This is a genomic window from Amycolatopsis sp. MtRt-6, from assembly GCF_017308975.1.
In the GTDB taxonomy this organism is placed as follows: Bacteria; Actinomycetota; Actinomycetes; order Mycobacteriales; family Pseudonocardiaceae; genus Amycolatopsis.
The window spans coordinates 17,228-30,939 of the sequence record NZ_JADWPD010000021.1 but is presented as its reverse complement, the minus strand read 5'-3'; the positions used below and the strand labels follow the sequence as shown (position 1 = coordinate 30,939).

General features: G+C 67.5%; 15 protein-coding genes and 2 pseudogenes. 10 read left to right on the top strand and 7 right to left on the bottom strand.

The window, feature by feature from the left end; genetic code table 11:
* Window positions 1–28 precede the first annotated feature (28 nt).
* Window positions 29–260 (top strand): annotated as a pseudogene (locus I4Q55_RS30490) (acyl-CoA oxidase); the annotation flags it as partial.
* Between the two features lie 92 nt (window positions 261–352).
* Here the strand turns inward: I4Q55_RS30490 and I4Q55_RS50690 are convergent.
* Window positions 353–934: an integrase core domain-containing protein gene (locus I4Q55_RS50690; RefSeq protein ID WP_206792521.1), complete on the bottom strand. Its 582-nt coding sequence runs from the start codon at window positions 932–934 to the stop codon at window positions 353–355.
* A 640-nt stretch (window positions 935–1,574) separates the two neighbouring features.
* Between I4Q55_RS50690 and I4Q55_RS30480 the strand changes: the two genes are divergently transcribed.
* The 9 genes from I4Q55_RS30480 (at window position 1,575) to I4Q55_RS30440 (ending at window position 8,764) form a co-directional block, all read left to right on the top strand.
* Window positions 1,575–2,168, top strand: a complete 594-nt coding sequence (locus I4Q55_RS30480; protein ID WP_206792519.1) for a PadR family transcriptional regulator — start codon at window positions 1,575–1,577, stop codon at window positions 2,166–2,168.
* Window positions 2,169–2,248: 80 nt separating this feature from the next.
* On the top strand, window positions 2,249–2,668 hold the full coding sequence (locus I4Q55_RS30475) for a DoxX family protein (protein WP_206792517.1): 420 nt from the start codon (window positions 2,249–2,251) through the stop codon (window positions 2,666–2,668).
* Window positions 2,665–3,363, top strand: coding sequence for a PadR family transcriptional regulator (locus I4Q55_RS30470; protein ID WP_206792515.1), 699 nt, complete (start codon window positions 2,665–2,667; stop codon window positions 3,361–3,363). The genes I4Q55_RS30475 and I4Q55_RS30470 overlap by 4 nt, the downstream gene beginning before the upstream one ends.
* A 103-nt stretch (window positions 3,364–3,466) precedes the next feature.
* Window positions 3,467–4,432, top strand: coding sequence for an ATP-binding cassette domain-containing protein (locus tag I4Q55_RS30465; protein WP_206792513.1), 966 nt, complete (start codon window positions 3,467–3,469; stop codon window positions 4,430–4,432).
* Entirely contained in the window at window positions 4,429–5,274 is an 846-nt protein-coding gene (locus tag I4Q55_RS30460) for an ABC transporter permease (protein WP_206792511.1), read from the top strand. Before I4Q55_RS30465 ends, I4Q55_RS30460 begins: the two co-directional genes overlap by 4 nt.
* Before the next feature lie 104 nt (window positions 5,275–5,378).
* Entirely contained in the window at window positions 5,379–6,146 is a 768-nt protein-coding gene (locus I4Q55_RS30455; RefSeq protein ID WP_206792509.1) for a VOC family protein, read from the top strand.
* 49 nt (window positions 6,147–6,195) lie between these two features.
* The gene (locus tag I4Q55_RS30450; RefSeq protein ID WP_206792507.1) at window positions 6,196–6,564 is read left to right on the top strand and encodes a DoxX family protein; all 369 of its coding nucleotides are present in this window, start codon (window positions 6,196–6,198) and stop codon (window positions 6,562–6,564) included.
* 382 nt (window positions 6,565–6,946) lie between these two features.
* Window positions 6,947–8,320, top strand: coding sequence for an extracellular solute-binding protein (locus I4Q55_RS30445; protein WP_206792505.1), 1,374 nt, complete (start codon window positions 6,947–6,949; stop codon window positions 8,318–8,320).
* 96 nt (window positions 8,321–8,416) lie between these two features.
* The gene (locus I4Q55_RS30440) at window positions 8,417–8,764 is read left to right on the top strand and encodes an aldo/keto reductase (RefSeq protein WP_206792503.1); all 348 of its coding nucleotides are present in this window, start codon (window positions 8,417–8,419) and stop codon (window positions 8,762–8,764) included.
* Here I4Q55_RS30440 and I4Q55_RS50685 read toward each other — a convergent pair.
* The 6 genes and pseudogenes from I4Q55_RS50685 to I4Q55_RS30420 all read right to left on the bottom strand — a co-directional run bounded on the left by I4Q55_RS50685 (window position 8,721) and on the right by I4Q55_RS30420 (window position 13,348).
* Entirely contained in the window at window positions 8,721–8,855 is a 135-nt protein-coding gene (locus I4Q55_RS50685) for a hypothetical protein (RefSeq protein ID WP_307793357.1), read from the bottom strand. The genes I4Q55_RS30440 and I4Q55_RS50685 overlap by 44 nt on opposite strands.
* A gap of 47 nt (window positions 8,856–8,902) precedes the next feature.
* Window positions 8,903–9,118 (bottom strand): annotated as a pseudogene (locus I4Q55_RS50680) (hypothetical protein); the annotation flags it as partial.
* Complete coding sequence (locus tag I4Q55_RS49530) at window positions 9,079–9,462, bottom strand: hypothetical protein (protein WP_242547064.1); 384 nt, start codon at window positions 9,460–9,462, stop codon at window positions 9,079–9,081. The gene I4Q55_RS49530 and the pseudogene I4Q55_RS50680, both read right to left, overlap by 40 nt.
* 193 nt (window positions 9,463–9,655) lie before the next feature.
* On the bottom strand, window positions 9,656–11,260 hold the full coding sequence (locus I4Q55_RS30430; RefSeq protein WP_206792501.1) for a GMC family oxidoreductase: 1,605 nt from the start codon (window positions 11,258–11,260) through the stop codon (window positions 9,656–9,658).
* A gap of 16 nt (window positions 11,261–11,276) precedes the next feature.
* Window positions 11,277–12,458, bottom strand: coding sequence for an acyl-CoA dehydrogenase family protein (locus tag I4Q55_RS30425; protein ID WP_206792499.1), 1,182 nt, complete (start codon window positions 12,456–12,458; stop codon window positions 11,277–11,279).
* 107 nt (window positions 12,459–12,565) lie between these two features.
* Window positions 12,566–13,348: a tryptophan 2,3-dioxygenase family protein gene (locus I4Q55_RS30420; RefSeq protein WP_307793351.1), complete on the bottom strand. Its 783-nt coding sequence runs from the start codon at window positions 13,346–13,348 to the stop codon at window positions 12,566–12,568.
* Window positions 13,349–13,712 lie beyond the last annotated feature (364 nt).

The following is a 13,712-nucleotide window of genomic DNA, read 5'->3' as shown; positions in this document are numbered from 1 at the left end:
CCCGCCCGCAGCTGAGCGAGCACTGTAGGGCGCGGTGATCGAGCGGACCGCCGCGCGCAAGGCGATCGAGCGCCTCGTCGACGCCGCGCCGGGCCGCGACGACGGGGACGCGCTGTTCGACCGGGGCTGGCAGTGCAAGCTGTTCGAAGACCGCGAGGAGCACATGCTCGACGGGTCGGCCCCGCCTGCGCCGCGCGGCCGACCCGTTCGAGGTGTTCAGCTGGAAGCGACGTTATGAACGCGCGTACGTGGACCGTGTGCAACGAACGGGCGATCTACCGCAGCCCGTGGGTCGATCTCGCACTGTCCGAGGTGGAGCTTCCCACCGGGGTCACGTGCGAAAACCATCTGGTCAGGGTGCCGCCCTCGGTTGCCGTCGCGGTGACCGAGGTGCGTCTGACCAAATGCACCAGGTGGGGTTTGAAATACCCAACCAACTGGGCGGGGGCTCGTTGGGGGTGACGTAGCCGATGCCCTCGTGCAGCCTGATGCCGTTCCAGAACGCCCGCAGGCGGTCCAGTCCGGCCTCGAGGTCGCCGGGGTCGGTGATCTTGTCCAGGTGCGGGAACTCGCCCTTGAGGTGGCCGAAGAACGACTCCACCCACGCCTGGTCGTTCGGGGTGCCGGGCCGCTCGAAGTGCTGCGCGATGCGGGCGGCGGCCATGAATACCGCGGTCGCCTTGGAAGTCATCTGCGGCCCGTTGTCCGACACCGCCGGCAGTACCGGCACCCGTTCGTCGTTGTCCGGCACGACCCCGCAGGCGAGCTCGTCCAGCAGGTATTCCTTGCCGTCTTCGACCAGCGCACGGGTGAACGCGATCTCGACCTGCGTGGCGGACTCCTCGGCCGAAACCACGGTCGCGAGCCACTTGCGGGACACCACGTCGATGACGGCGATCGCGCACCAGCCGGGGCCGCCGCTGGATGCCGCCACCGCGCCCCGGGGACCTGCAACCCCGGCTGTTGCTCCTGGACAGTGCTGATCCGCCATCCCAGTGGAGTCACCCGCGTGGGGGTATCAGAGCCCGGATCAGGTGAACAATGGGTGAAAAATTCGGTTTCTCGACGGGCAATCCGAGTTTCCGTCCACCCCAGCTACGATCAAGCCGCGAGCCACGGTGCGCCAGCTTGCGATGAGAACGGTCGACCTCGGCCCCACTCCTCGGCCACCTTGACGATCGCCGCACGCTCCCAATCGAGCAGCGCGTGCAGCGGCGCCTCCGGCCCCGGCTTGGCGTCAACCAGCCGGGTCCTGGGCGGCCCGGTCGAGCCAGCGCAGCACCGCACGTGTTCCGGACCGAGGGTGTGCGCCGCCTTGCGCAGCGACCACCCACCCTCGGCCTGGGCGTGCGCCACCAGCTTCGGCAGCCCGGCCTTGACGGGCGTCCACGCGGGGCGGGACCGGGCCGGCGGTCAGTCCCAACGCCTCACCGCGGTCAGTACCGGGATGCTCATATGCTAGAGCCTGCAAGTGAGTGAACCGAGCGCAGGCAGCGCTTGCGCCGGCTGCCGAGGCGATGGAACTTGTTGAGCAGCGCGGAGCGAGTCCGAGCAGATTGAGCGAAGGTGGGCGCATGTCGGCGACGAAGCTCCTGGTACTCGGTATCGTGCACCTCTCCGGCGGCGCGCATGGCTACCAGGTGCGGTCCGAACTGCAGAGCTGGCGTGCGGAAACCTGGGCCAAGATCAAACCCGGCTCGATTTATCACGCGCTGAAGAAGGCAGCGGCCGACGGCCTCCTCACCGAACACGCCGAGCCGGGCAACTCCGGGCCGGAGCGCGTTCTGTACCGCGCGACACCTCGGGGACGTGAGGAGATAGTCGAACTGGTCCGCGACGGTCTACGGCGCACCCACGACCCGGACATGCTCAACGCGTCCATCGCCATGTTGCCCATGCTGACCAGGTCAGATGCCATCGCGCACGTCAGCGAGCGGGTCGCGCGCCTGGAAGCGGAGCTCGTAGTGCAGGCCGAGGGGTGGGAGCGCCCCAATCGGGACATCCCCGAGCACGTCCGCGAGCAGGCCGAACTGTGGGCGGGACACGCACGCACCGAACTGGAGTGGGCGAAGAACCTGAGCAAACGACTGTCCGAGGGCGCCTACACCATGGCCGATGACCCGGGCTCGTGGCGAACAGTCCACGATCCCCTCAAGATGCACCTCTAATCAAACTTGACTAGACACTCCTCCTCGTGGCACTCTGACCAAGTAATCAAACTTGACTAGCCCCGAAGGAGAACGATTCGATGAGCACCACAGAGCACACCCACGCTCCGGCGATCACCCGCAAGCCTGGCCGCGCAGCCAACGTCGGATTGTGGGTGCTGCAGGCAGGCCTGGCCGTCCAGTTCGCCGGGGGCGGCATCATGAAGGTCATCGGCGCACCCGGCATGGTTGAAATGTTCACCGACATCGGAGCGGGTCAGTGGCTGCGCTACGTGGTCGGCATCCTGGAGATCGCCGGCGCGGTCGGGCTGCTGATCCCGCTGCTCTCGAGCCTCGCCGCCCTCGGGCTGGCCGCCGTGGCGGTCGGCGCGGTCATCACCAACGTGTTCCTTCTGGAGGAGAGCCCGTGGCTGCCACTGGTCCTCCTGGTCGTGGCCGCGGTGATCGCCTGGGCTCGCAGATCCAGGACCTCAAGCCTGGTCGACATGCTCCGACGGTGACGAACACGCATCGAGAAGTGGAGCGAAGCCATGAACGAGATGACACTCCGCGTGACGTCCGCCGACGGCACATTCAGCAGAGTGGGCGCATCTCGGCGACGAAGCTCCTGGTACTCGGTATCGTGCACCTCTCCGGCGGCGCGCATGGCTACCAGGTGCGGTCCGAACTGCAGAGCTGGCGTGCGGAAACCTGGGCCAAGATCAAACCCGGCTCGATTTATCACGCGCTGAAGAAGGCGGCGGCCGATGGCCTCCTCACCGAACACGCCGAACCGGGCAACTCCGGACCGGAGCGCGTTCTGTACCGCGCGACACCTCGGGGACGTGAGGAGATAGTCGAACTGGTCCGCGACGGTCTACGGCGCACCCAGGACCCGGACATGCTCAACGCGTCCATCGCCATGTTGCCCATGCTGACCAGGTCAGATGCCATCGCGCACGTCAGCGAGCGGGTCGCGCGCCTGGAAGCGGAGCTCGTAGTGCAGGCCGAGGGGTGGGAGGACCCCCATCGGGACATCCCCGAGCACATCCCCGAGCACGTCCGCGAGCAGGCCGAACTGTGGGCGGGACACGCACGCACCGAACTGGAGTGGGCGAAGAGCCTGAGCAAACGACTGTCCGAGGGCGCCTACACCATGGCCGATGATCCGGGTTCGTGGCGAACAGTCCTCGATCCCCTCAAGATGCACCTCTAATCAAACTTGACTAGCCGTTCCTCCTTGTGACACTCTGACCCAGTAATCAAACTTGACTAGATCGACCAATCCGTTCGCAACACCGAGAGAAGGACTCGAACCCATGGGAAAACTCGCGATCGAGACGAGAGGGTTGAAGAAGAGCTTCGGCGAGACCCACGCGGTCGCCGGTGTCGACCTGGCCGTGAGCGCCGGGAGCGTGTTTGGCGTGCTCGGTCCGAACGGGGCGGGCAAAACCACCACGATCCGCATGCTGGCCACGCTCCTGCAGCCCGACGCCGGAGAGGCGCAAGTGCTCGGCTACGACGTCGTGCGTGACGCCCAGGCGGTGCGAAGCAGGGTGGGCCTCACCGGGCAGTACGCGTCGGTCGACGAGGACCTCACCGGGGCGGAGAACCTGTTGCTGCTCGCCAGGCTGCTCGGCTACTCACGCCACCGAGGCAAGGAGCGGGCGGCCGACCTGCTCGACGCGTTCGGCCTTGCCGAGGCGGCCGACCGGCAGGTGAAGAAGTACTCCGGCGGGATGCGCCGGCGCATCGACATCGCGGCGAGCCTGGTCGTCCCCCCCGAACTGATCTTCCTCGACGAGCCCACGACCGGGCTCGACCCGCGCAGCAGGAACCAGGTCTGGGAGATCGTCAGGGGCATGGTCGCCATGGGCACCACCGTGTTGCTGACCACGCAGTACCTCGACGAGGCCGACCAGCTGGCCGACCGCATAGCGGTGATCGACCACGGGAAGGTGATTGCCGAGGGCTCAAGCGGCGAGCTCAAGGCATCGGTCGGCGCCGGCTCGCTGCACGTACGGCTACGTGCGCCCGAGCAGCGGGCCGACGCCGAACGGGTCCTCGCCGCCGCGCTCGACGAGCCGGTCGAGCTCTCCGCTGACCCGGCCGCGCTGTCCGCAAGGATCTCCGACCCCGAACGGGTCGCCCGTTCCCTGGCCGAACTGTCCCGCAGCGGCATCGACGTCACCGAGTTCGCGCTCGGTCAGCCGAGCCTGGACGAGGTGTTCCTCACCCTGACCGGACACGCCGCCGAAAAGACCCCCGAGGAGGAAGCCGCATGACCACCATGACCGCAGAACAGGCGTCGGCCCCAGTCACCGAGGACGCGCTGCGCCGTGTGCTATTGGTCGGTGAGCGCCCGTCCCGACCCGGCCCGGTGCGCACCTCATTGACATTCGGCTGGCGCGCTCTGCTGAAGATCAAGCACCTCCCGGAGCAGCTCGTCGACGTGACCATGTTCCCGATCATGTTCACGCTGATGTTCACCTACCTGTTCGGCGGCGCGCTCGCCGGGTCGACACAGGACTACCTGCAGTTCCTGGTGCCGGGCATCCTGGTGCAGGCGAACGTCATGATCACCATGAACACTGGCATCACGCTGAACACCGACATCCAGAAGGGGGTGTTCGACAGGTTCAGGTCACTTCCGGTGTGGCGGCCATCCCCGCTGGTCGGCGCCCTGCTCGGCGATCTGGTGCGCTACTCGATCGGGTCGGCGGTCGTCATCGGGCTCGGACTGGTCCTGGGGTTCCGGCCGGAGGGTGGCGCCGCCGGCGTGGTGCTCTCGGTCGCGCTGCTGCTGGTGTTCTCGTTCTGCCTGTCGTGGCTGTGGACGATGCTCAGCCTGATCCTGAGCACGCCGAACTCGGTGGCGGGGGTCAGCATGATGGTGATGTTCCCGCTGACGTTCGTGAGCAACATCTTCGTGGACCCGAAGACGATGCCCGGGTGGATGCAGGCGGTCATCGACGTCAACCCGATCACCCACCTGGTGAACGTGGTACGCGGCCTGATGCACGGCTCGGTCCCGGCCGGGGAAATCGGCTGGGTGCTCGTCTCGTCCGTACTTCTCGTCGCGGTCTTCGGCCCGCTCACCATGGCCCGCTACCGCAACAAGAAGTAGACGCCGCTACCGCAAGCACTGGGTCGAAAACCAACTCCGACAACCCGGCCCACTCGACCAACGCCCATCACCGATACCAGGCCCGGACACGACAAGGAACGACGATGAGCGAGCTGACCACCACGCAGCCGGCTGGCACACCGACCTGGATCGACCTGGGCATCCCGGATCTCGACCGCGCGATGACCTTCTACGGTGCGTTGTTCGGTTGGGAGTTCGATGTGGGACCGGCGGAGTTCGGCCACTACACCCAGTGCTTGCTACGGGGTAAACCCGTCGCGGCCATCAGGCCGAACCCCGATCCCGACGCCACGGACTTCTGGTGGAACGTCTACTTCGCGACGGATGACTGTGACGCCGCGGCCGCCCGCGCGCGAGACGCGGGCGGCGCGGTCATCACCGGCCCGATGGACGTGCTGGACCAGGGCCGGACGGCGATCATCAAGGACACCACCGGTGCGCAGTGTGGACTGTGGCAGGCCGATGCCCACATCGGCTGCGAGATCGTCAACGAGCCGAACACCCTGCTCCGCAACGACCTGGTCACCGCGGAACCCGGGCCCGCGCGCGACTTCTACGTCGCGGTCTTCGGCTACACGTTGGATGCCGGCCCGGACATGCCTGAGCTCGACTTCACGTTCCTGCGCAGACCGGATGGCCACGAGATCGGCGGCATCGCCGGTGACCCAAAGGCCACGAAGTCCCGTTGGGGCACCTTGTTCCAGGTGGACGACGCCGATGCGGCGGCGCAGCGAGCGGTCGACGCGGGTGGAACCTCGGCCGAGCCCTACGACATAATCTACGGGCGGGTCGCGAACATCACGGACCCGTTCGGCACGGAGTTCGATGTCGGTGCGGCGATGACGAGCTGAACCGGCGGTCAGCGACTTTCTTGAAGCATCGAGTTCGAGAGGAATCGCAATGAACATTGCACTGTGGATCGTGGCCGGACTGCTCGCGGTGGCCTTCCTGGGGGCGGGAGTCAGCAAGCTCGTCACACCGAAGAAGAACCTGTACGACAAGGGCATGACATACGTCGAGGACTTCTCCGACGCCCAGATCAAGACCATCGGCACGCTCGAAATCCTTGGCGCGATCGGCCTCATCGCGCCCGCGTTCGTCTCGGGGGCGACCTGGCTCGTCCCAACCGCCGCAACGGGCCTGCTCCTGACGATGATCGGCGCGGTAGTCGTGCACATCCGGCGCAAGGAACAGTTCGTTTCGCCGCTCGTGCTCGGGTTGCTCGCGGCGTTCGTTGCTGTCGGCCGGTTCTGGATCGAGACCCTCTAGGAGGTCGTCACGCGGCAGCTCCGATCCGGAGCTGCCGCGTCCACTCAGTAATCACCCCATCGCGTCCACAATCGCCTTGGTGGTTTCAGCGATGGCCTCCCTCGAATCCGATGAGCAGCGCCTGATAGCCGGCAGCCAGCGCGGCGGGAGTCGTCGTGTCACGCAACTCGCCGGCCCACGTCCTTCAGGTCGGGCTCCCAGCGGTCGAGCCGGGTCTGCTCATCGCCGAACTCACGGATTGCCGCATGCCTCGACCCAAGGCAAGTCACGTCGCACTTGAGAAGACGCCGGATCCGTCCGGCCTCCGAAACAATAGCGGCGCGTCCTCGCGCATGCGGCGTCTGGACACTGGCAGTTCACGTAGGCGAGAACGGAGAAGGATATGACCGGGGCAGGCGTCACCGTCATCACCGCGTGGATCATCGAACATCAATTCACTCCGCCCGGTGGTGAAGCTCGCCCGTCCGGAACCTACGACGGTGAAGAATACCTCCAACCGATTCTGGAGATGGCCCGCGAGTTCGAGCGGGCCCACCCAGAGTACGCGGTGCGCGTCGAGGGTCACGATCCCTGGACGATGGCGGAAGAAGTCGCGCGCGCCGCCGAGCGCGGGGAGGCACCGGACATCGCCGAGTACTACGCCACCGCGACCCAGCTCGCCTACGATACCTACACGCCAGACGGTAAGCCGGTGTTTACGTCCATCGAGAGGGCTCTCGGCGGCCGCAAGGAAGTGCTGGGGGAGCGTGTGGTGATCGACGACATCGAACCGCTCTCACGGAGCTTCTACACGTATCAGGGCGACCAGTTCTCCGTGCCCATGACGGCCACCACTCCCCTGCTGTACTCGAACATGACGATCCTGCGCAAGGCCGGGATCGACACTCCCCCCAGGACCTGGGATGAGCTCGTTACGGCGTGCGAGGCGGTCGCGCGGCTCGACGAAGCTCCAGCCTACGGGGCGGCCTGGCCCAACAACGGCTGGATCTTCCAGCAGGCACTGGCGCAGCAGGGCGGTCTCCTCGCGAACAACGGCAACGGCAGGGAAGCCAGAGCTACCGTGGTCGACCTGGCCTCCAAGGAAATGCTCGCGTGGGTCGAGTGGATGCGGGACTTGCATGCGGCCGGTCACTACGTCTACTCAGAGGGGGCATTCTGGAGCGCGTTCGAGACATTCGCCCGGCAGGATGCGGTGTTCGCGCTGAGCTCGTCGAAGCAGGCCGAGGAGTTCGTCCGTTCGGGCGAGGAGAACGGCTTCGAGGTGATCGCGAGCCCGATGCCGTTCAACTCGTCGGTGCCCTACGTGGGGAGCCTGGTGTCGGGGTACTCCCTGTTCCTGCGGGACGGTCTCGACGAAGCCAAGCGGGACGGCGCGCTCGCGTTCATCCAGCACCTGCTCAAGCCGTCGAGCATCATTCGATGGCACCGGGCGCACGGATTCCTCCCCATCACCAACGAGGCTTACGACACGCTGGAGGGCGAGGGCTGGTTCGCAGCCAATCCACATCATCGAGTGGCCAGTGACCAGCTCCGCACGTCGGCGCAGTGCGCCGCGACGTCCGGTGCGTTGTTGGGTGACTTCGCGGGCGTCCAGCACGCCATGACCAGGGCAATGAAGGACGTTTTGTTGTCAGGCGCGGACCCCGGTCCGAGGTTCGAGCAGGCGACCGAGGAGGCACAGCGTCTCCTGGATGACCACAACGCCGCCTGCCTGCGGCCGGTCCCCTCGACCCCAGCGCGGCTCGAAGTGTACTGACGTGTCCGCGACCCGACCAGCGCATGCGCCGTCTCAGGTGGTGCCTGAGACGGCGCGAGACCTGCGCGATGTCTCCTCGGACGACCGAGCCGACGGATGGTCGGTGCGATCATGCCGTCCCGCGATTTCTGGCGGGACAAGGTGCGCGGAGCGGAGACGCTCGCGATGCCGGCAGACCGACCAAGGTCGGCGGGTCTTCCGCTGACCACCGCTGTACTGCGCTCGAGGTGGACGCGGACCTGGCGGACAAGTTGGCGGGTCTACGACCGCGTGAATGACAGCGGCCTGCCCGCACGCCACATCATCGCTTCGTGCGAAGATTCGTTGCGCCGGCTGCGGACCGATTGGATCGACGTGTTCCACATGCACAACCCGGATCCGACCGTCACGTGGGACGAGATCAGGCAGGCGTCCTCCCGGTCAGGACCAGCACCGGCTGCTTGATCGTGGCGAGCCGGTCCTTCGGCGGCCCACCGTCGTGCAGCCAGGCGGCGTCGTTGGCCAGAATCGGGCGTTGGCGATCAGTCCCCGCCACGCGGCGAGCTGGGCGCCTGAGCGATCATCTCCTCCGGCGTGCCCGCCAGCCGCATGAACAGCTCGAACGCCCCTGTGCCGCTCCTGCGCGCCGGGATAAACGTCGTAGAGAACCTCGAACGCGCCGACCTTGGTGACGGGCAGTCCCGCGGCCGCGGCCGCCAGGGCGAGCGCGCCGCAGGAGGAGACCCCGTGCAGGCACGCCGCCCCGCCCGCGTCCTCGATCAGCGCGGCAATGTCCTCGAACTCGCGCTCGATCGCGTACGGCGCGGTGTCGCCGCTCTCGCCTCGACCGCGGCGGTCGTAGCTGTAAACGGTGAAGTGGTTGACAGCTCCGCAGCAAGCGGCGCGTTCTCACTGCGGTCCACCGCTCCACCACCGCCGACCAGAATGACCGCGGGTCCGGTTCCGGCGCGGTCATTCTGGTCGGCACTTATCGTCGTCATCGGTGGCTCTCCGTACATCGTCAAAATTGCGATGACGAAACCGGAACCAGCTGCCGCCGTGCTCGGCACGAACTCGGCATGCAGGCCCGCCCGGCCGAGCGCCTCGGTGTACTCCGGGTACTCCGTGGACCCCCGGTGCGGCGAGAGCACCACGACGACCACGCCACCTACCGAACCCCTCGACGTGCTCGCACTCGCAGGCCGGCCGTCGCAGCAGCGTGCCCGTGCCGCGCCCACCTGGAGCAGGCTCCGTGCCGCGGGGATCCTGGCGCGGACCGCGCCGCCCACGGCTTTCGCGGTGACCACCTCGTTCCCGGCTGCCCGTGCGCCAAGCCCGGAGTAGCTTGGCGCACGGTCAGCGACCCCGGTCGGCGGCGGCCAGCACCCTCGCCTCCGGCAACTCCGCCGCTTCCGGGGCGGGGATGCCGCGGATCAGGTCGGCCGCCTTCTCCGCGACGACGATCGCCGTCGCGTTGGGGATCCCGCGGCCGACCTCCGGCATGACGGACACGTCGACCACCCGCAGCCCGTCGATGCCACGGACCCGCAGGTCGGCGTCGACCACCGTGCCCATGGCACAGGTGCTCGTCGGGTGGAAGATCGACTGGGTGTACTTCCGGGCGTAGGACGCCAGGTCCGCGTCCGACTCCGAGTCCGGGTAACGGAAGACGCCTTCGTTGTAGAGCCGCATCGCGGGCTGCCGGCCGATGTCCATCGCCATGCGCAGCGCGACCAGGGTGCGTTCCATGTCCGCCGGGTCGGAGTAGTAGCCGTGCACGATCCGGGGCTTGGCCGTGGGATCGGCGGACGCCAGGTGCACCCGGCCGCGGCTTTGCGGGGTGGCGACCGCGGGACCGAACGAGATCGCGTGCGCGGTCGGCGGCCCGAGGCCGCTGTCGGCCAGCATGCCCGGCGCCGCGAAGAACTGCAGGTCGGGGGCGGGCAAGGTGCTGTCGGTGCGCACGAAGCCGCCCGCCTCGGGCCCGTTGGACGCGAGCGGCCCGCGGCCCTCGCGCTGGTACAGCTCGACATTGGCGGGCTCGCCGGCGGCCAGCAGGCTGATCGGCTGGGAATGCGTGAGGATGAGCGGCACCAGCGCGTGGTCCTGCAGGTTCGCGCCGACCTCCTCGTTGTCGGCGACCACCGGAATGCCGAGTTTCCGCAGCGTGTCGGCGGGGCCGACACCGGAAAGCATGAGCAGCTGCGGGGAGTTGTACACGCCGCCGGAGAGCAGCACCTCGCGTTCGGCCCGCAGGACGATCTCGTCCTCCAGCCGGTACCCGACGACGCCGGTCGCCCGGCCGTCCTCGATCAGCACCCGGTGCACCTGGAGGTTGGTCTCGACGGTGAGGTTGGGCCGGTCGATCACCGGGTGCAGGAACGCCGCCGCCGTGCTGCAGCGACGTCCGTTGCGCTGGGTGACCTGGTAGAAGCCGAAACCGTCCTGCTCCGGGCCGTTGAAGTCGTCGTTGGCCGCGAACCCGGCCTCCGTCGCCGCCGCGATGAACGCCGCCGTGCTGGGGTTCTTGGACCGGTTCTCCGACACCGACAGCGGCCCGCCCGCGCCGTGGTAGGCCGACGCGCCACGCTCGTTGTCCTCGGACCGCTTGAAGTACGGCAGCAGGTCCGCGTAGGCCCAGCCCGGCTGGTTCCACGAGTCGTAGTCGTACGGGTTGCCCCGCGCGTAGGCCATCGCGTTCATCGAGCTGGTCCCGCCGAGCACCCGGCCACGGGGCAGGAACACCCGCCTGCGGTTCAGCTGGGCCTCGTCGTGCGTGTCGTAGTCCCAGTCGACCTGGGTCCGGAACAGCTTGGCGAACGCGGCGGGCACCTGGATGTTCGGATGGCTGTCCGTCGGGCCCGCCTCGACCAGGCAGACCCGGATGTCCGGGTCCTCCGTCAGCCGCGCCGCCAGGACGCAGCCTGCCGATCCCGCACCGACGATGATGTAGTCGTACATATCGCTCCTTGGCTGATCAGAAGAACTGCGTGTTCGGGGCGAGGCCGCACAGCACCCGGCCGTAGATCTCGTAGAGGATGTGCGGCGTGTTCAGGGCGTGCTGGGTGAGCGCGTGCAGGTCGCGCCAGGTGCGCTGGATGGGCACGCTGGAGAAGATCGCCGAGCCGCCGCTGCCGACGTAGAGCGTGTCGACCGCCTCCAGCGCGCGCTTGCAGGTGGCGCCCATGGCGATCCGGGCCAGGGCCCGGTCCTCGGTGGACCACTCGCTGTGGTCGGCGACCTTCGCGTCGACGAGGTCGGCGACCCGGTAGGCGTGGAAGGCGGCCTCGTCGATCGCGACCCTGGCCTCCGCCACCTGCAGGTGCGTCATCGTGGCTTCGCGCTGGTCGGTGTAGTCGGTGTAGGTGATCTTGCGGCCGGGCATCCGGTCGGTGAAGCAGTCCCACGCCGCACGGGCCATGCCGACCACGTTGCCGACCGAACACGCGGAGGCCAGCGCGGCGAGCGGGGCGCGGTACATGTCGATGTCCGCGTTGAGGACCGAGGCGGACTGGTTGGTCAGCAGCGCCATCAGCGGCAGCGTGCGCTCCGCGGGGACGAACACGTCTTCGGCGACCGTGGTGACACTTCCGGAGCCGCGCAGGCCGGTGGTGTTCCAGTCGTCCACGATTCCCAGGTCCGCCATCGGGATCAGGGCGACGATCGGCTCCATCTCGCCGCTCGCGTTCGGGGTCACCGCGATCGCGACCTGCCAGTGGCTGTGCAGCGCGCCGCTGATGAACCCCCACTGCCCGTTGACGACATAACCGCCGGGCGCCTTCGCGGCCATGGCGGTGGGGCTGAGCGTCCCGCAGACCCGGACGTTCTCGGTGGTGTAGACCTCGTCCTGGACGGCGTCGGGGAACATGCCCACCATCCACCCGGGAATCCACCACACGGAGGCGATCCAGCCGACGGCGCCGTCACCGCGGCCGAGTTCGGCCGCGACGTCGACCACGGTGCGGGTGTCGCACTCGTAGCCGCCGTAGCGGGCCGGGATCCGCATCTTGAAGACACCCGCGGCGGCGAGGGCCTCGATCGTCTCCTCGTGCAGGCGCCGGTTCTCGTCGTTCCACTGGGCGTGATCGCGGAGCAGCGGAACGAGTTTCGTCGCCCGGTCGACGAGTTCGTCGTGGGTGGGTGGCTGGAGCGTCACCATGGCCTCCTCGGTGGCCTCGGCCTGGACAGGATCGAATGGCGCCTTGCGTCAAGGCATCGTTTCCCGGGGCGTTCCGGGATGGCGTCTCCCGCATTGCGAACGGCCGGTCACAGCTTGCTGCGCATCGCCCACAGGTCGGGGAACATCTGGTGGAACAAGGTCGAACGCAGGTACGGGATTCCCGACGATCCGCCGGTGCCGGCCTTGTCGCCGATGATCGCCGCGACGAACTTCACGTGCTGGTAGCGCCACTGCTGGAAGCACTGGTCGACCTCGATGAGCGCGTCGCAGATCTGCGCTATCACGCCGTCTTCGAGGTAGGCCTTCCGGAGGGCTTGCTGCACGTCCTCGGACGGAGCAGGTGGCTTGGACACGTCGCGGTCCAGCAGGGAGTCCGGCATGGGAAACCCGCGGTCGTCAAGGAAACGGGCGAGCGAGTCGAAGACGGTCGGTCGACGTAGAACCTGCTCGAGCTCGGCGCGCTCACCAGCACCGACCCGGTAGTACTCGAACATCTGCGGATCTCGCCTGCCGAGCACGGCTTCGATAAGCCTGAACTGTGTGGACTGCGCCCCGCTCCCGCCGCCGAGTGCGTGCCGGAAGCTGTCGAACTGGCGCGGCGTCAACGTCGCCATCACGTCGGCATTGGCGACCACGGTACGAACCAGCGCCGCGGTGCGCTGCAGCGTGCGCAGGGCGGCGCCGTCGGCGCCGTCGGCCAGGTGGTCCTGGAGCCTGGCGAGTTCGTGGAGGATCAGTTTGAACCAAAGTTCGTGGACCTGGTGCGTCACGAGAAAGAGCAGCTCGTCGTGCTCGCCCGTCCGCGTACGCTGGATCGACAGTAGTTCGTCGAGCGCCAGGTAGGCGTGATACTCCGTCGTCTCTTCCACGATTCAAGGTTAGACACGCCGGGACGATTCGCGACAGCACGGCGAACAACGAGAGCAATGGTGAAGCAATCCGGTCCACCGAGGCGTGGAACTCAGGCAAACCGCAAGAAGATCCGCCACGGGCCGTGTGGGACGTTGTGCTCGTCGATCGTCGTGGATGGGAGCGCCGATGGCACCACGGAACATCCTCGTCACCGGCGGCTCAAGTGGAATAGGCCGTTCGAATTCGCGCAGGGAGATTGGCGCAGTCACCAACGACTGGTCGAGCGGATGATGCGACGATGACCGTGTGCGGCTCGGGTCACGCGACGCATTCGGGAAGACGACTTTGCCAAACGCCCGAGCGCACACTCTGGGCACCGGA

What these genes read in the sequence shown, in the direction of transcription:
- I4Q55_RS30480 (WP_206792519.1), top strand. Translation starts at nt 1,575, where the DNA reads ATGTCGGCGACGAAGCTCCTGGTACTCGGTATCGTGCACCTCTCCGGC.
- I4Q55_RS30475 (WP_206792517.1), top strand. Translation starts at nt 2,249, where the DNA reads ATGAGCACCACAGAGCACACCCACGCTCCGGCGATCACCCGCAAGCCT.
- I4Q55_RS30465 (WP_206792513.1), top strand. Translation starts at nt 3,467, where the DNA reads ATGGGAAAACTCGCGATCGAGACGAGAGGGTTGAAGAAGAGCTTCGGC.
- I4Q55_RS30460 (WP_206792511.1), top strand. Translation starts at nt 4,429, where the DNA reads ATGACCACCATGACCGCAGAACAGGCGTCGGCCCCAGTCACCGAGGAC.
- I4Q55_RS30455 (WP_206792509.1), top strand. Translation starts at nt 5,379, where the DNA reads ATGAGCGAGCTGACCACCACGCAGCCGGCTGGCACACCGACCTGGATC.
- I4Q55_RS30450 (WP_206792507.1), top strand. Translation starts at nt 6,196, where the DNA reads ATGAACATTGCACTGTGGATCGTGGCCGGACTGCTCGCGGTGGCCTTC.
- I4Q55_RS30445 (WP_206792505.1), top strand. Translation starts at nt 6,947, where the DNA reads ATGACCGGGGCAGGCGTCACCGTCATCACCGCGTGGATCATCGAACAT.
- I4Q55_RS30440 (WP_206792503.1), top strand. Translation starts at nt 8,417, where the DNA reads ATGGTCGGTGCGATCATGCCGTCCCGCGATTTCTGGCGGGACAAGGTG.
- I4Q55_RS30430 (WP_206792501.1), bottom strand. Translation starts at nt 11,260, where the DNA reads ATGTACGACTACATCATCGTCGGTGCGGGATCGGCAGGCTGCGTCCTG.
- I4Q55_RS30425 (WP_206792499.1), bottom strand. Translation starts at nt 12,458, where the DNA reads ATGGTGACGCTCCAGCCACCCACCCACGACGAACTCGTCGACCGGGCG.